Annotated in this window: 16 protein-coding genes; 8 read left to right on the top strand and 8 right to left on the bottom strand. The window is 72.4% G+C overall.

Annotated elements, in window-relative coordinates:
- Nucleotides 1-31: 31 nt before the first annotated feature.
- From pcaG to NR073_RS05890, 6 genes are all read right to left on the bottom strand, one after another.
- The gene (gene pcaG, locus NR073_RS05915; RefSeq protein ID WP_020625037.1) at nucleotides 32-679 is read right to left on the bottom strand and encodes a protocatechuate 3,4-dioxygenase subunit alpha; all 648 of its coding nucleotides are present in this window, start codon (nucleotides 677-679) and stop codon (nucleotides 32-34) included.
- On the bottom strand, nucleotides 679-1,488 hold the full coding sequence (gene pcaH / locus NR073_RS05910) for a protocatechuate 3,4-dioxygenase subunit beta (RefSeq protein ID WP_196489408.1): 810 nt from the start codon (nucleotides 1,486-1,488) through the stop codon (nucleotides 679-681). Before pcaH ends, pcaG begins: the two co-directional genes overlap by 1 nt.
- A gap of 45 nt (nucleotides 1,489-1,533) precedes the next feature.
- A complete protein-coding gene (locus tag NR073_RS05905; protein WP_036316631.1) occupies nucleotides 1,534-2,742 on the bottom strand; it encodes a 4-hydroxybenzoate 3-monooxygenase in 1,209 nt (402 codons plus the stop codon).
- Nucleotides 2,743-2,865: 123 nt separating this feature from the next.
- Complete coding sequence (locus tag NR073_RS05900; RefSeq protein WP_036339040.1) at nucleotides 2,866-3,654, bottom strand: IclR family transcriptional regulator; 789 nt, start codon at nucleotides 3,652-3,654, stop codon at nucleotides 2,866-2,868.
- 22 nt (nucleotides 3,655-3,676) lie between these two features.
- Nucleotides 3,677-4,807 (bottom strand): histidinol-phosphate transaminase, encoded by a 1,131-nt coding sequence (locus NR073_RS05895; protein WP_170747826.1) that lies wholly within the window; start codon nucleotides 4,805-4,807, stop codon nucleotides 3,677-3,679.
- A 56-nt stretch (nucleotides 4,808-4,863) separates the two neighbouring features.
- Nucleotides 4,864-5,592, bottom strand: coding sequence for an IclR family transcriptional regulator (locus tag NR073_RS05890; protein WP_020624880.1), 729 nt, complete (start codon nucleotides 5,590-5,592; stop codon nucleotides 4,864-4,866).
- 198 nt (nucleotides 5,593-5,790) lie between these two features.
- Here NR073_RS05890 and NR073_RS05885 point away from each other — a divergent pair, with 198 nt between their 5' ends.
- A complete protein-coding gene (locus NR073_RS05885; protein ID WP_060973454.1) occupies nucleotides 5,791-7,704 on the top strand; it encodes an FAD-binding monooxygenase in 1,914 nt (637 codons plus the stop codon).
- A 30-nt stretch (nucleotides 7,705-7,734) separates the two neighbouring features.
- On the opposite strand, the gene NR073_RS05880 is transcribed toward NR073_RS05885, so the two are convergent.
- Nucleotides 7,735-9,234, bottom strand: a complete 1,500-nt coding sequence (locus NR073_RS05880; RefSeq protein ID WP_223247474.1) for a hypothetical protein — start codon at nucleotides 9,232-9,234, stop codon at nucleotides 7,735-7,737.
- A 29-nt stretch (nucleotides 9,235-9,263) separates the two neighbouring features.
- Complete coding sequence (locus NR073_RS05875; RefSeq protein ID WP_041102602.1) at nucleotides 9,264-9,701, bottom strand: hypothetical protein; 438 nt, start codon at nucleotides 9,699-9,701, stop codon at nucleotides 9,264-9,266.
- Nucleotides 9,702-9,960: 259 nt separating this feature from the next.
- Between NR073_RS05875 and paaA the strand changes: the two genes are divergently transcribed.
- The 7 genes from paaA (at nucleotide 9,961) to NR073_RS05840 (ending at nucleotide 16,186) form a co-directional block, all read left to right on the top strand.
- On the top strand, nucleotides 9,961-10,968 hold the full coding sequence (gene paaA / locus NR073_RS05870) for a 1,2-phenylacetyl-CoA epoxidase subunit PaaA (protein WP_041102601.1): 1,008 nt from the start codon (nucleotides 9,961-9,963) through the stop codon (nucleotides 10,966-10,968).
- 3 nt (nucleotides 10,969-10,971) lie between these two features.
- Nucleotides 10,972-11,274, top strand: coding sequence for a 1,2-phenylacetyl-CoA epoxidase subunit PaaB (gene paaB, locus NR073_RS05865; protein WP_020624884.1), 303 nt, complete (start codon nucleotides 10,972-10,974; stop codon nucleotides 11,272-11,274).
- Complete coding sequence (gene paaC / locus NR073_RS05860; RefSeq protein ID WP_041102600.1) at nucleotides 11,271-12,104, top strand: 1,2-phenylacetyl-CoA epoxidase subunit PaaC; 834 nt, start codon at nucleotides 11,271-11,273, stop codon at nucleotides 12,102-12,104. Before paaB ends, paaC begins: the two co-directional genes overlap by 4 nt.
- Nucleotides 12,101-12,610, top strand: a complete 510-nt coding sequence (gene paaD, locus NR073_RS05855; RefSeq protein WP_041102598.1) for a 1,2-phenylacetyl-CoA epoxidase subunit PaaD — start codon at nucleotides 12,101-12,103, stop codon at nucleotides 12,608-12,610. Before paaC ends, paaD begins: the two co-directional genes overlap by 4 nt.
- A complete protein-coding gene (paaE, locus tag NR073_RS05850; protein WP_061866839.1) occupies nucleotides 12,610-13,779 on the top strand; it encodes a 1,2-phenylacetyl-CoA epoxidase subunit PaaE in 1,170 nt (389 codons plus the stop codon). The genes paaD and paaE overlap by 1 nt, the downstream gene beginning before the upstream one ends.
- A gap of 31 nt (nucleotides 13,780-13,810) precedes the next feature.
- Nucleotides 13,811-14,596 carry an enoyl-CoA hydratase/isomerase family protein gene (locus NR073_RS05845; protein WP_049146507.1) on the top strand — a complete coding sequence of 262 codons (786 nt, stop codon included), beginning with the start codon at nucleotides 13,811-13,813 and terminating at the stop codon, nucleotides 14,594-14,596.
- Nucleotides 14,597-14,827: 231 nt separating this feature from the next.
- Nucleotides 14,828-16,186: an MFS transporter gene (locus NR073_RS05840; protein WP_061866837.1), complete on the top strand. Its 1,359-nt coding sequence runs from the start codon at nucleotides 14,828-14,830 to the stop codon at nucleotides 16,184-16,186.
- The last annotated feature ends 113 nt before the right edge of the window (nucleotides 16,187-16,299 follow it).

The raw sequence follows: 16,299 nt of genomic DNA, 5'->3' as shown, positions 1-16,299 counted from the left end.
GGAGGGGCCGGGCCTGCGGCCGAGGCCGGCGTCAGTCGAGCTCGGGGTACTCGATGCCGGGGAACTGCAGGAACACGGTCTCCTTCGGTGCGTGCTCCCCGGGGCCCTGGATCCAGATGTCGAACTCGAGCGAGCCGTCGTCGTTCCGGGTGCCGATCAGGGTGCGACGGCGGTCCTCGTCGAGGGAGGTCAGGAACGCGTCCTGCACGATCGCCTCGGCGTCCTCGGGCAGGTACACGCGGGTGTGCAGCTTGTTCAGCAGGCCGCGGGCGAACACGACGACGTGGATGAACCGGGCGCGGTCCTCGTTCACCACGCCGGGCTCCACGGTGGAGAAGGTGTAGCGGCCCGCGTTGTCCACGGCGCAGCGGCCCCAGCCGGTGAAGGTGAAGCCGTCCTGGACGAGGGAGCCGTCCTCCTGCGAGATGACGCCCTCGGCGTCGGCCTGCCAGATCTCGATCATGGCGTCCGGGATCGGATCGCCGTTGCCGTCGTAGACGGTGCCGAACAGGCGCATCGCGTCCGCGCGGCCCGCGGGGACCAGCTGGTGGCCGTCGCGCCACGGCAGGTGGACCTGCTCGTAGCCGTTCGCGTAGCCGAAGAACGGGCCGATGGTCTGGCCCGGGGTGGGGACCAGCCTCCCGTCGGCGGTGCGCTCGGTGGTCTCGTCGATCCGCATCAGTGATCGCCCTCCTCGTCTTCCATCCAGGTGCGGTGGCTGCCCGTGAGCACGATGTCCCACCAGTAGCCGGTGTTCCACTCGTGGCTGGTCACCGAGTGGTCGTAGGTGGCCACGAGCCGGTCGCGGGCGGCCTGGTCCGTGATGCCCTGGTAGATCGGGTCCAGCGGGAACAGCGGATCGCCCGGGAAGTACATCTGGGTGATCATGCGCTGCGTGAAGTCCGTGCCGAACAGGGAGAAGTGGATGTGCGCCGGGCGCCACGCGTTGCGGTGGTTCTTCCACGGGTACGGGGCCGGCTTGATGGTGGTGAACTCGTAGGTCCCGTCCGCGCCGGTCAGTGTGCGGCCGATGCCCGTGAAGTTCGGGTCCAGCGGCGCGGGGTGCTGGTCCCGCTTGTGCACGTAGCGGCCGGCCGCGTTGGCCTGCCAGATCTCCACCAGCTGGTGGCGCACGGGGCGGCCGTCGTCGTCGAGCACGCGGCCGCGCACCTTGATGCGCTCGCCGATCGGCTCGCCGTTCTGGCCGACGGTCAGGTCCGCCTCGAGCGGGTGCACGTCGCGGTGGCCGAAGGCCGGGGACCACAGCTCCACGGTCTCGGGGTCGGCGTGCACGAGCGACTTGGTGGGGTGGCGGAACACCGACGAGCGATAGGGCGGGAAGTCGAGCCGCGGCTGGGTCTCGCCCTGGGCCTGGGCATGGACGGCCGCGATCTCTTCACTGATCTGCCCCTGCGAGTCGCGGGTGGCGGCTGGATCGAGCACGTGGGCGCTGTCGAACGTGTCGTCGTCCTTGGCCTGGGCGGCGATGCTCACGTCGGCTCCTTTCTCTGCGGGGTCGGGGATCGGTCGGGCTCAGGCGGAGGGCCAGCCGGTGTACTGCTCGGCGAGGAACTGCCGTCCGTAACGGGACTGGACCACGTTGCGGAGCTCACCGCGCACGCGCATGTCCTCGAACTCCGAGGCGTCCGGGCGGGCGTGGAGCATGGTGGTCATCCAGTAGGAGAAGTTCTGGTCCTTCCACACGCGGGTCAGCGCCGTCTCCGAGTAGGCGTCGAGCAGGTCGCGCGAGCCCGTGGCGGCCCACGACTCGAGCGCCTCGGCCAGGACGCGCACGTCCGCGAAGGCGAGGTTCAGGCCCTTCGCCCCGGTGGGCGGGACGGTGTGTCCGGCGTCGCCGGCGAGGAAGACGTTGCGGTGACTCAGCGGTGTGCGCACATAGGAGCGGAAGCCGAGCACCGTCTTGTCGATGATGGGGCCGGTCTTGAGGGTGAAGCCGTCCGGGCCGGCCACGATGCGCTGCAGCCGGTCCCAGATCCGGTCGTCGGACCAGTCCTCCACGCGGGTCGAGGGGTCGCACTGGAAGTACATGCGCTGCACGGTCTCCGAGCGCTGCGAGATCAGGCCGAAGCCATGCTCGGAGCGGGCGTAGATCAGCTCAGGCGAGGACTTGGGCGCCTCGGCGAGGATGCCGAACCAGGCGAAGGGGTACGCGTGGAAGTGGTCCTCGCCCTCGGTGTCGCGCTGGAGGGCCTTGCGGACGGTGGAACGCGAGCCGTCCGCGCCCACGAGGATGTCGCAGCGCAGTTCCTCGACCGGCCCCTCCTCGCCAGCGGCCACGGAGCGGAACCGGACGCCGGGGGTGTCCGAGTCGACGTCGAGCACCTCGAGCACCTCGGTCTCGAAGCGGACGTCGCCGCCGTCGCGCCGCCGCGCCGCGGCGAGGTCGACGAAGACCTCGTTCTGCGCGTACAGGGTGACCGTGGCACCCACGAGCTCCGGGAAGTCCAGGGCATGCGACTCGCCGTCGAAGCGCAGGATGATGCCGCGGTGCTCGTCGCCCACCGTCCTCACCCGGCCGTCGACGCCCATGTCCGTCAGCATCTCCACGCTGGGCTGCTCGAGGATGCCCGCGCGGTGGGTGTGCGCAATGGTCTCGGGGTCACGGGACTCGAGGACGACGTTGTCGATCCCCTGCCGCGCGAGCAGGTGGGAGAGCATCAGGCCGGCGGGCCCGCCGCCGACGATGCCGACGCGGGTGCGGGTCACGGGGGGCTGGGTCATGGCGTCCTTTCCGGGGGACGTCACCGGTCGGGCCGGGCGGGTCGGGCCGCGCGGCCGGGGCCGGCGGCGGAGGTCCCGACCATCCTGTGGCGCAGGACACGGCCCGCGCCCGGCCGTTCTCACTCAGTGAGAATGGCCGCCGAGTCCGCGGGCGATCCCCCGGGCGGCCGTCATCAGCAGGGGCGGCACCCCCGGGGTGTACGGCGCCTCGCGGGGGACGACGACCCCGAGCGCGGCCGCCGCCACGCCGTCGGCCCCGCGGACCGGCACGGCGACCCCCCGGGACTCCTCGTCCAACGCGCCGTCCACGGCCGCGTACCCCTCCCGCCGCACATCCGCCAGAAGCGCTCGCAGCCGCGGCTCGCTGGGCGTGGCCACCCGCGCCCGCACGCCCGCGGGCACCGCACGCCCCGACTCGAGGGGATGGTGATCCACGACGGCGCCGAGCCGGTCCCGGTGCCGGGCGATGAACCGCTCCGCCGTCTCGACCGGGGCGTGGGCGAGCAGCACGAGTCCCAGGGCGGTGGTGAACGGCGGCAGCCGACCCGCGACGTCCGCCTGGTTCACCACGGCCCCCTGGGAGGAGAGCCGGGCGAGCACGAGGACGCCGTCGTCGTCGAGGACCGCGAGCTGCGTGTGCTGCCGCAGGACCGACTGCACGTCCACGAGGAACGGCATGGCCGTCCGGGCCAGGGACATGCTCGGCGCGCTCCGGGAGGCCATCTCCCACAGCCGCAGGCCGGGCCGGACCACGCCGTCCTCGTCCTTCTGCAGCAGCTCGGCGCGCACCAGCCGGTCCACCCACCGATAGGCGGTGGCCAGGGGCAGCTCGGTGCGCCGGGCCAGGGCCGCCACGGTCAACACCGGACGCTCCGCGTCGAACGCGAAGCGGACCCGGATCAGCCGGTCCAACGTGCCGCTCGCGCCGGCCCGCTCACGTCAGGAAGTCGCGCGCGACCTCGAGGAAGCGGTCGTTGGCCTCCTTCTCGCCGATGCTCACGCGCACACCCTCGTCCGCGAACGCCCGGACGGACAGGGCCCGGGCCTGGGCGGCCTCGGCGAAGGCCTGCGTGCGCTCGCCGAGCGGCAGCCACACGAAGTTGGCCTGCGAGGAGGGCAGGTCCCAGCCAGCCTCGGCCAGGGCGGCGGCGACGCGCTCGCGCTCGTCGACGACGACCTGCACGCGCTCGAGGACCTCGTCCAGGTGCTCGAGCGAGGCGATCGCGGCCTCCTCGGCCACCGTGGACACCGCGAACGGGGTGGCCACGGTGCGCAGGGCCTTGGTGATCTCCGGCTGCGAGACCGAGTAGCCCACGCGCAGGTTGGCCAGGCCGTGCGCCTTCGAGAAGGTGCGCAGCACGACGACGTTCGCGTGCTTGCGGTACATCTCCAGACCCTTGACCGCGTCCTCGTCGCGGACGAACTCCACGTACGCCTCGTCGACGACCACGAGGATGTGCGCGGGCACGCGCGCCAGGAAGTCCTCGACCTCGGCGGTCGTGAGCACGGGGCCGGTCGGGTTGTTGGGGGTGCAGAGCAGGATCACGCGGGTCCGCTCCGTGATCGCCTCCAGCATGGCCGGCAGGTCGTGGCGGTGGTCCGCGGTGAGCGGCACCTGCACGTCCACGGCACCGGCGGTGCGGACCACGATCGGGTAGGCCTCGAAGGAGCGCCACGCGAAGATCACCTCGTCGCCCTCCCCGGCCTCGCCGTGGCCGGCGAAGGCGGTGATGACCTGGGCCAGGGCGCCGAGGGAGCCGGCACCGGTCACGACGTCGTCCGCCGGGACGTCCAGGTGCGCGGCCAGGGCCTGGCGCAGGCCGGTGGAGAGGGTGTCCGGGTAGCGGCAGAGGGTGCTGGGCGCGCCCTCCGGGCCGGTCACGACCTGACGCACCCGGTCGATCACGCCGGGCACGGGCGCGTAGGGGTTCTCGTTCGAGGAGAGCTTGTAGGGGTGCAGGCCCGGGACGGCGACCGGCGGCTTGCCGGCGGCGTACGGCGGCAGCATGCCGACCTTCTTGTGGGGCGCGACCACGGCGGGCGTCTGCTGTGCGTCATCAGTCATGGCCACCAGGGTAATGCGGGCTGCGGACGCCGTGAGCGGCACCACGGGACCCGGGCTCAGGCTGCGCCGAAGGCGACGGCGACGGCCCGGGCCGCCTCACCGAGCCGGTCCCCGAGGCGCGCCGGGTCCTCCGGCCGCGTCGCGTAGACCACGGCGAGGGCGGCGGGCAGCTGGCCCGGGACCCGCAGCGGCACGGCCACCGAGGAGACGCCGGTGATGACCTCGTCGGAGCTGACGGCCCAGCCGCGCTCCCGCACGTCGTCGAGCTCGGGTCGCTCGGGCGGGGCCTCGCCGGGCAGCCGCGCCCACTCCTGTCCGGTCAGGGCGACGGCGATCGCCATCCCCGGCGCACCGACCCCGAGGGGGTGCCGGGTCCCCGGCCGCTGCGTGACGAGGTTGCCGCTGGGCGGCTCGGCCGTGGCCAGGGTGAGGCAGTGGGCCCCGTCCCACACCACCAGGAACGCGGTCATGCCCAGGTCGGTGGAGACGGCGGTCAGGTGCGGCATGGCCGCCGCGCGCAGATCCTGCTCCACCCGGCGGGCGAGGACGGCCAGGCCGGGGGCGGCGTGGACGCGGCCGAGGCCGTCGCGGCGCAGCAGGCCGTGGGCCTCGAAGGTGCGCAGCATGCGGTAGGCGACCGAGCGATGGACGCCCAGGCCGTCGGCGAGGTCGGCGATGGTGGGCGGCTCGGGCGCCTCCACGACGGTCTCGAGCAGGGTGAGCGCGCGGGAGAGCGTCTGGGAGGGTGCGCCCTCCCGGACCGGGCCGCCGTCGTGCTCTGCCATCCGTGCTCCTCGCCTCGCGTGCCGGACGTGACGCGCCCGGGGCGTGGTCGGCCCGCGCACCGGTTGTGAACCCTGTCACGTCCGCGTACAGTCTGGCACACATGTGTTCCCAGGGGGAACACCGTGTTCTCTGAGAGAACACGCCGTCGGGTGGCACGCGCGCCGCGCAGCGACATCCCCCGCAGCGAAAGGACCCCCATGCTCTTCCACCACCACGGCTATGTCTCCACGAACCCGCGCGTCCAGGTGGCGGCCGGCATCGGCCTGGACCGCCCCGCCGAGCTGCCGGACGAGATGGACGTGCTGATCGTCGGCTCCGGCCCGGCCGGCATGATCGCCGCCGCCCAGCTCGCGATGTTCCCGGACGTCCACACCCGCATCATCGAGCGCCGCCCCCACCGCCTCGAGATCGGCCAGGCGGACGGCATCCAGGCCCGCTCCGTGGAGACCTTCCAGGCCTTCGGCTTCGCGAGCGAGATCATCGACGAGGCCTTCGACCTGACCTCCATGGCGTTCTGGAACCCGGCCGAGGACGACGCGGACACGATCGTGCGCACCTCGCTGGCCGAGGACGACCCGGAGGGCGTTTCCGAGTTCCCGCACCTGATCGTGAACCAGGCCCGCATCCTGGACTGGTTCGCCGAGTACATGAAGAACTCCCCCACCCGTGCGCGGCCGGACTACGGCTGGGCGTTCGAGACCCTCGAGGACACGAACGACGGCGAGCACCCCGTGCTCGTGACCCTGCGCCGCACCGTGGACGCCCAGGGCAACGCCCTCGAGGACCCCGCCTCGGGACCAACCCGCCAGGTGCGCGCCAAGTACGTGGTGGGCGCGGACGGCGCGGGCTCTCGCGTCCGCAAGGCGATCGGCCACACCCTGACCGGCGACGCCGCGAACCACGCGTGGGGCGTCATGGACGCGCTGGCCGACACGGACTTCCCGGACATCCGCACCAAGTGCGCGATCCACTCGTCCAGCGGCTCGATCCTCCTGATCCCCCGCGAAGGCGGGCACCTGTTCCGCATGTACGTGGACCTCGGCGAGGTCCCGGCGGACGACAACCACAAGGTGCGCCAGACCCCGCTCGAGGAGATCATCCGCCGGGCCCAGCAGATCCTGCGCCCCTACACGCTGGACGTGAAGGAGGTCGCCTGGCATTCGGTGTACGAGGTGGGCCACCGCCTCACCTCGGGCTTCGACAACCGCGAGCGCGTGGCCCACCCCAACGTGTTCCTGCTCGGCGACGCCTGTCACACCCACTCCGCGAAGGCCGGCCAGGGCATGAACGTGTCCATGCAGGACGGCTGGAACCTCGGCTGGAAGCTGGGCCAGGTGCTCTCCGGGATGGCCCCGGTCGAGCTCGTGCCGACCTACTCGGAGGAGCGCAAGGAGATCGCCAAGAACCTGATCGACTTCGACAAGGAGTGGTCGACGCTCATGGCCAAGCCCACCTCCGAGCTGGGCGACCCGAACGAGGTGGCCGAGTTCTACACGAAGACCGCCGAGTTCCCGGCCGGCTTCATGACGGAGTACCAACCCTCCCTCCTCACCACGGACGCCACCGGTCAGGCGCTGGCGCAGGGCTACCCCATCGGCAAGCGCTTCAAGTCGGGGCTGGTGGAGCGCTCGTGCGACACCAACGTGAAGCACCTGGGCCACCTGCACCGCGCGGACGGCCGCTGGCGCGTCTACGTGTTCGCCGACACCGCCTCCCCGCGCGCCGAGGATTCGAAGGTCGCGGCGTGGGCGAAGGCGATCGTGGAGGACCCGCGGTCCTTCCGCAACCGCCACACCCCGTCGGACGGACCGGAAGACGCCCGCTTCGACATCAAGGTCGTGTACCAGCAGAAGCAGACCGAGTTCGCCCACCCGGACGTGCCGTCGATCTTCCGGCCGACCACCGGCCCCCTCGGCCTGCACGACCTGAACAACATCTTCGCCACGTGTCAGCCCAAGCACGGCGAGGACATCTTCGAGGCCCGCGGCATCAGCCGTGACGGCGCCGTCGTCGTGGTCCGCCCAGACCAGTACGTCTCCGGCGTCTTCGGCCTGGACGAGGTCGACCGCCTGAACGCGTTCTTCGCGGGCGTGCTGCTCGACGCGAACTGAGCAGGTGGCGGGCGCCCCCCGCCGGTGCGCTCACCGGGATCCCGGGGGCAGGTGGTCCCGCTCGGGCGGCGTGCGGCGCAGGCGCACCGCCCGGCTCGAGGCCACGGTGCCGGCGGTCAGCCCGGCCAACGCGGCGGAGAGCCCGGCGACCTCCGCCCGGGATGCGGGCTCGGCGGTCTCGAACTGCCGGATCAGGTCCACCTGGGCGTCGAAGGCGTGGGCGGCGCCCAGGTCGTCCTCGGCCGCCAGCGGAGACGTGGGCCGGAAGCCACCCCCGGGCGCATCCCACCCGTGTCCGGCCGGGTGGAAGACCACCTCGGCCCGGCGCGCCGAGACGGGGGCGGGCGCCCCGTCCGCGGCGACGGCCAGGTCCCCGTCCGAGGAGAACTCCAGCACCTCGGTCCGTCCGGTCTCCACCGCGTTGCCGGACGGTGCCGCGACCGTCATGACGCCGGCCACGGGGTACACGGACGTGAAGTCCTCGCGCCCGGCCAGGTTGACGGCGTGCACCCCGCCCTGGGAGTAGCCGGCCAGGACGAGCGGGGCGCCGTGCGGGACGCCGGCCGCCTCGAGCGCCGCCCGCACCGCCGGGGCCGTGACCTCGGACTCGGAGCCGAGGGCGTCCAGCAGCCCGCCGGCGTCCCACGGGTCGGTCGACTCGGGATCCGGGATCAGGCCGCCGCGGGTGCCCGGCAGGCCCACCACCCAGGCGCGGCTCCCGTTCTCTCGCACCACCTCCGTGACCGTGAGGTCCCCGTCCCCCTCCTCACGCGGGATGAGCGAGGCCAGCCCCGTGGCCGAGCCGTCCAGCAGGGCGGGCGCCGTCGGCCGGTCCTGCGGCGCCCCGTGCGGGGTCACCGCGCCCCGGGGCGCCGCACCGGCGAGGGTCAGGGCGTCCGCCGCCACGGTCCATGCCTCGTCCGGGGAGACCCGCAGCGCCTCGGTGAGGTCCGACGCGGCATCCGTCCCCTTCTTCGCCGCGGAGGAGACGGGCCGCTTCAGCACGCGCTTCTGCGCCCTCGTCAGCATCTTCACGTCGATCCGCGCCAGCGCCGCGAGCAGGGGGAACCCGGCGGCCGCGAGCATGGCGGCCACGATGGCCTCGGGCACCGCCTGGACGACGTCCTGCACGAGCCGCTCCGCCTCGCGGGTGGTGAGGCCGTCATGGCCGTCCCGCCAGAGCAGCGCCGGCAGCTCCTCCAGGGAGGCGTCCTCGGCGGCCATGATGCCGGCCGCCGCGCGCTCGGCCTCCTCGTAGCGGGCCGCCGCGGAGAGCAGGTCACGGTGCAGCTCGGCGCACTGCTCCGACAGGCTCCGCACCCGGCCGACCGCCTCCGCCAGCCGGTCCTGCAGCAGGGCGGCGGAGGCGAGCCACGCGGCCGACCGGCCCAGCCCGAAGGCGGCCGCGTCGACCTGCCACGAGGCTCCGGCCGCCTCTTCGGCGGCGTGCTCGTGCCGGCCGGCCACGACGCGCATCTCCTCGGCCTCCGCGTAGATCGAGCCCGGGCCGCCGTGCGTGCTGAAGGCCACCGCCCCCGGGCTCGCACCCCGCCCGCCGGTCATGCCGCCACCGCCAGCGAGCGCAGGACGGCCAGCGCGGTCTCCTCGGCCGCCCGCTGCCGGGCCTCCGCGTTCCGGCGCGCGTCCTCGGCGTCCCGCTCGGCGGTGGCCCGCAGGGCGAGCCACTCCCCGGCCTCCCGTTCGAGCTCCGCCGCCAGGGTCGCCGCCCGCCGGACGGCCTCCCCATAGGCGCCGGCGGCCTCCCCGCGCCATGCCGTGTGCATCGCCGAGCGCACGTCCGTGGCGGCGCTGACCAGCCCGCCCAGCGCCGTGCGCAGCTGCGTCTGGGCCGCGGCGAGGTCGGCGAGGGCCTGCTCGGCGGCCTCCCGCTCGCGCCGGGCGGGGTCGGCCCACGCGGCCAGGCGGGCGGCGTCGTCGTCGAGTCCGACGGCCCGCAGGGCCGTGGCGATCTGCTGAGGTCCGATGAGGGGTGACATGCGGCCACCGTAGGGAGGACCCGGGTCCCGCGACCGCGGCGAGGGACGATCCGGGGATGGGGGACGCCGTCGGGACGCCTGTGCAGGAGAGAACCGTCCCGCACCGTCCCGACGGCCGCATCGCACCCGGGCCCCGCATGCCCCGGCGTGTTGACCGAGGTCACACCCTGGCCTATCCTGAACGAGCGGTCAGTAATTCGGTGCGCCCCGGTGCGCCCTGACCACGGAACCAGCCCGCACTCAGCGTGAGGTGATCCCCATGACGCAGACCAGCTCCCCCCAGCACCTGGCCTCCGTCCCGTCCCCCGAGGATGCGGCCGGCCAGGAGAACTTCGATCGCCTGATCGCGGAGGACTCGCGCATCGAGCCCCGCGACTGGATGCCCGAGGCGTACCGCAAGTCCCTGACCCGCCAGGTCTCCCAGCACGCGCACTCCGAGATCATCGGCATGCAGCCGGAGGCCAACTGGATCACCCGCGCCCCCTCCCTGAAGCGCAAGGCGATCCTCATGGCCAAGGTCCAGGACGAGGCCGGCCACGGCCTGTACCTGTACTCCGCCGCCGAGACCCTCGGCACCCCGCGGGACGAGCTGAACGAGCAGCTGCTCTCCGGCCGCGCGAAGTACTCCTCGATCTTCAACTACCCGGCCCGCACCTGGGCGGACATGGGCGCGATCGGCTGGCTCGTCGACGGCGCCGCGATCTGCAACCAGGTGCCGCTGTGCCGCGCCTCCTACGGCCCGTACGGCCGCGCGATGGTGCGCATCTGCAAGGAGGAGTCGTTCCACCAGCGCCAGGGCTGGGAGATCCTCTACGAGCTCTCGCACGGCACCCCGGAGCAGAAGCAGATGGCCCAGGACGCCGTGAACCGCTTCTACGGCCCGGCCCTGCAGATGTTCGGCCCGCCGGACGAGGACTCCCCCAACTCCCGCCAGTCCATGGCGTGGAAGGTCAAGCGCTTCTCCAACGACGACCTGCGCCAGCGCTTCGTGGACATGATCGTCCCGCAGGCCGAGGCCCTCGGCCTCACCCTGCCGGACCCGGACCTGAAGTGGAACGAGGAGCGCGGCCACTACGACTTCGGCGAGCTGGACTGGGACGAGTTCATGTCCGTGATCAAGGGCGACGGCCCCATGAACACCCAGCGCATGGCCCGCCGCATCCAGGCCCACGAGGACGGCGCCTGGGTCCGCGAGGCCGCCGCCGCCTACGCCCGCCGCCAGGCCGAGCAGAACGCGCCGGCCGAGACCCACCTGATCGGAGCCTGACCCATGAGCGAGACCACCGCCGCCTCCCACGCCTGGCCCCTGTGGGAGGTCTTCGTCCGCGCCAACCGCGGCCTCTCCCACGTGCACGCCGGCTCGCTGCACGCCCCGGACGCCACCCTGGCGCTGCGCAACGCGCGTGACCTGTACACCCGCCGCAACGAGGGCACCTCCGTGTGGGTCGTCCCGGCCGAGGCCATCGCGGCCTCCGACCCGGACTCCAAGGGCGGCTTCTTCGAGTCCGCGCAGGGCAAGTCCTACCGTCACGCCACCTACTACCAGCAGTCCGAGGGGGTGCCGCACCTGTGAGCTTCGCGACCAACGACTCCGCCACGAGGCACTCCGCCGGCGTGGCCATCACCGCCGAGGAGATCGCGGCCGGCGAGCAGAAGGCGAGCGACGACGTCGCCCGCTACGCCCTCGCCCTCGGTGACGACGCCCTGATGCTCGGCCAGCGCCTGTCCTGGTGGATCTCGCGCGCCCCGGAGCTCGAGGAGGACATCGCCCTGGGCAACATCGCCCTGGACCTCGTGGGCCACGCCCGCTTCCTCCTCTCCTACGCCGGCACCGCGTGGGGCAAGACCGAGGACGAGCTCGCGTACTTCCGCGACGAGGAGGAGTTCCGCTCCGTCCGCCTCGTGGAGGCCGAGAACGGCGACTTCGCCAAGACGATCGCCCGCCAGCTGTACTACTCGTTCTACTCGTACGAGCTGTACACCCGCCTGCGCGAGTCGGCCGACCCCACGCTCGCCGCCATCGCGGACAAGGCCCTCAAGGAGGTCCTGTACCACCAGGACCACGCCGCCCTGTGGCTGCAGCGCCTGGGCCTGGGCACCGAGGAGTCGAAGCGCCGCATGCAGCGCGGCCTGGACGAGCTGTGGCCCTACGTGGCCGAGCTCTTCCACGACGACGACGTCGTCCGCGCCCTCGCCGAGCAGGGCGTCGCCGTGCTGCCGTCCTCGCTCGAGGAGCCGACGATGACCCGCATCCGCGCGGCCATCGAGGAGGCCGGCCTGACCGTCCCGACGACGGGCACCGCCCGCGGCGGCGACCGCTCCGGGGCCATGAGCGAGTACCGCGGGTACATCCTCGCGGAGATGCAGTCCCTGGCCCGCCGTCACCCGGGAGCGACCTGGTGACCACCGCCGGCGAGCTGCGCCCCGCCGATCCCGCCGACGCGCGGGTCTGGGATGCGGCCTCCACCGTGCACGACCCGGAGATCCCCGTGCTGTCCATCGCGGACCTCGGGATCCTCCGGGAGGCACGGGCCGAGGGCGAGAGGGCCGTCGTCGTCATCACGCCCACCTATTCCGGCTGTCCCGCCATGGACACCATCACCACGGACGTCACCCGCGCGCTCGAGCGCGCCGGGTTCCCCGACGCCGAGGTGCGCCTGGTGCTCCAGCCGGCGTGGACCACGGACTGGATGACGGACGAGGGCAAGGCCAAGCTCAACGAGTACGGCATCGCCCCGCCCGTCGCGCGCACCACGGACGGCCCGGTCATGATCGGCATGGCCGTGAAGTGCCCGCGCTGCCACTCCCTGAACACCCGCGAGATCACCCGCTTCGGCTCCACCTCCTGCAAGGCCCTCTACACCTGCCGGGAGTGCCTCGAGCCCTTCGACTACTTCAAGGTGCACTGATGACCGAGACCACCGACGTCCCCACCACCGGCAAGCGCCGCGCCACGTTCAACACCCTCGAGGTGTCCGAGCTGCGCCGCCTGACCGACGACTCCGTGGAGATCACCTTCGCGGTGCCCGAGGAGCTCGCCGACGACTACGACTACGTGCCGGGCCAGTACGTGGCCCTGCGCAAGGAGCTCGACGGCGCCGAGGTGCGCCGCTCCTACTCGATCTGCGCCGTCCCGAAGCGCGGCGAGATCCGCGTGGCCGTGAAGAAGGACATCGGCGGCAAGTTCTCCACGTGGGCCAACGAGAGCCTCGAGGTCGGCGAGAAGATCGACGTGATGAACCCGCAGGGCGCGTTCACGTCCCGCACGCACGTCACCTCTCTCAACGACGCCCAGAAGGTGGCGGCGGAGAAGGTCGCGGAGAAGAAGGACACGCACCTGGTGGCGTTCGCGGCCGGCTCGGGCATCACCCCGATCATGGCGATCGCCAAGGCCGTGCTCGCGGCCTCCGAGACCTCGCGCTTCGACCTGGTCTACGCGAACCGCTCCGCCATGGACGTGATGTTCGCCGAGGAGATCGGCGACCTCAAGGACAAGTACCCGGCCCGGTTCACGGTGCACCACGTGCTCTCCCGCGAGCAGCGCGTGTCCCCGCTGCTCTCCGGCCGCATCGACGAGGACAAGCTCACCACCCTCCTGGACCGCGTGATCGACGTGGAGGGCACCGACGAGTGGTTCCTCTGCGGCCCGTTCGAGCTCGTGCAGCTCACGCGTGAGACGCTCGCCGCCCGCGGCGTGTCCGAGGACGACGTGCGCTTCGAGCTGTTCACCACCGGCCGTCCGGAGAACCCGCAGGGCCACTCCGGACGTGTCGTCGAGGTGGACCCGAAGGGCGACAACGTGACCATCGAGTTCAACCTCGACGGCCTCACCGCCAAGGTCGAGTCCCCCAAGTCCGCCCACGAGACCGTCCTCAACGCGGCGCTGCGCGTCCGCTCGGACGTGCCCTTCGCGTGCGCCGGCGGCGTGTGCGGCACCTGCCGCGCCAAGGTCGTCGACGGCGCGTACGAGATGGACGAGAACTACGCGCTCGAGAAGGACGAGGTGGAGAAGGGCTACGTGCTCACGTGCCAGACCCGCCCGACCTCCGACTCGATCACGCTGGACTTCGACGCCTGAGCGCCCGCCCACGAGACCGAAGGAGCCCCCGATGATCGAGATCACCGTCGAGAACGGCGTCGCCGAGATCGTGCTGGACGCCCCCCAGAGGATGAACGCCCTGGACGAGGCCGCGCTGGCCGAACTCCAGGCCGCCTACGAGCGGGCCGCCGCCGGCGTCGAGTCCGGCGAGGTCCGGGCCGTGCTGCTGCGCGGCGAGGGCCGCGGCTTCTGCGCGGGCCGCGACATCTCCGCCGTGGTCCCGGCCGAGGACGACGCCACCGCCTACCTGCGGGACAGGGTCACCCCGGTGCTGCGGGCCATGTCCGAGATCCCGGTCCCCACCTTCGCCGCGGTGCAGGGCGCCTGCCTGGGCGTGGGCCTCGGCCTCGCGATCGCCACGGACGTGGTGTACGTGGCCGAGGACGCGAAGATCGGCTCGCCGTTCGCGAACCTCGGGGCCACCCTGGACTCGGGCGGCCACTGGCTGTTCACCGAGCGCCTGGGCGCGCACCGCACCCTCGACCTGATCTACACGGCCGAGCTCCTCTCGGGCGCCGAGGCCGTCCAGGCCGGGCTGTTCTCCCGGGCCCTGCCCGCGGACGAGCTGCTGGAGTTCACCCGCGCCAAGGTCGCCCAGGTGGCCTCCGGCGCGACCCTCGCGTTCCGCGCGTCGAAGGAGCTCGTGGCCCAGGTCCGCGACCACCGCGTGGGCCTGTGGGAGTCCCTCGACGCGGAGAACATCGCCCAGGGCGAGCTCTGCGGCACCGCGGACTACGCCGAGGGCTTCCAGGCCTTCCAGGAGAAGCGGAAGCCGGAGTTCACCGGCCGCGGCTGAGCCGCCGCACCCCGCCACCGACGACGGCGCCGCACCCTTCGCACGAGGGGCGCGGCGCCGTCGTCGTCCCGGCTACGCCGCGTCACATTCCCGTCATCAGCCTGGATCGTGGCGTAAGTCACATGGGATCGTATACGGTGACGGGTGTCACTTCCCGACCGATCGGTCGGGTGCCACACCGTCCCGCCGCCGTCTCACGGTCGGCCGCCGCACCGCATCCCAGGAGCACCCATGAGCCACACCGTCGCATCCCCCGCGGCGACCGCCCCCGCGCGCGATCGCCGCGAGGAGCGCAAGGTCATCGCCGGCACCGTCGTCGGCACCACCATCGAGTGGTACGACTTCTTCATCTTCGCCCAGGCCACCGCACTCGTCTTCGCCGCCCTCTTCTTCCAGCCGATGGGCGAGAGCGGCTCCCAGATCGCCGCGTGGGCCACCCTCGGCATCTCCTTCCTCATCCGCCCGCTCGGCGCGATCGTCGCCGGCCACCTCGGCGACCGCTTCGGCCGCAAGTTCGTCCTTTCCCTCACGCTGATCGGCATGGGCCTGGCCACCACCCTCATCGGCCTGCTGCCCACCTACGCCCAGATCGGTGTGTGGGCCCCGATCCTGCTCGTCGTGCTGCGCCTGCTGCAGGGCCTGTCCGCCGGCGGCGAGTGGGGCGGCGCGGCGCTACTGTCCGTGGAGCACGCCCCCCACGGCAAGCGCGGCCTGTTCGGCTCCGCCCCGCAGATCGGCGTGCCGCTGGGCATGATCCTGGCCACCGGTGTGCTGTTCATCGTGCGCTCCACCATGTCCGAGGAGCAGTTCCTCACCTGGGGCTGGCGCATCCCGTTCCTGATCTCCGTGGTGCTCATCGTCGTCGGCTACCTGATCCGCAAGGCCGTCGAGGAGTCCCCGGTCTTCAAGGAGATGCAGCAGCTCAAGGTGGACGAGTCCGCCCCGCTGGGCGAGCTCTTCCGGCACCACACCAAGGAGGTCATCCTCGCCGCCGTGATCTTCGCCGCGAACAATGGCGTCGGCTACCTGCTCATCGCGTGGTTCTCGAAGTACGGCGGTCCGAAGGGCCTGGGCATGACCTCCTCCGAGGTGCTCATCGCGAGCCTCGTCGGCGGCGTCGGCTGGTTCATCTTCACCCTGCTCGGCGGCTGGGTCTCGGACAAGATCGGCCGCAAGCTGACCTTCGTCCTCGGCTACGGGTTCCTGATCGTCTGGGCCTTCCCGCTGTTCGGGCTGCTGAACACCGCGTCTCTGCCGCTGTTCTCGCTGGGCCTGTTCGTCCTGACCCTCGGCCTGGGTCCGTCCTACGGTCCGCAGTCGGCGATGTACGCCGAGATGTTCCCGGCCCGCGTCCGCTTCTCCGGCGTCTCCATCGGCTACGCGCTCGGCACCATCATCGGCGGCGCCTTCGCCCCGCTGCTCGCCGACCAGCTCGTGAAGACCGGCTGGGAGAACGTGGCCTGGTACATCATCGTGATCTCCGCGATCTCGCTCATCGCCGTCCTGTTCGTCCCCAAGGGCATCCAGGACCGCGAGCTGCACGACGAGCAGGTCGTCGCCACCCGCTCCCACCCGGTGGTCCCGGCCTGATCCGGGCCGCCTGACGGGCTTCGCCCGTCCCCACCCCACGACGACGGCGCGTCCTCCTCCGGAAGGGCGCGCCGTCGTCGTGCGGTGCGCGGGCCGGACCGGGCCGGCGCCGA

This window comes from Micrococcus sp. Mcc28 (assembly GCF_024519775.1).
GTDB classification, from domain to species: Bacteria; Actinomycetota; Actinomycetes; order Actinomycetales; family Micrococcaceae; genus Micrococcus; species Micrococcus luteus.
Note: the sequence above shows the minus strand (reverse complement) of the source record. Positions and strands in the feature narration are given on the sequence as shown.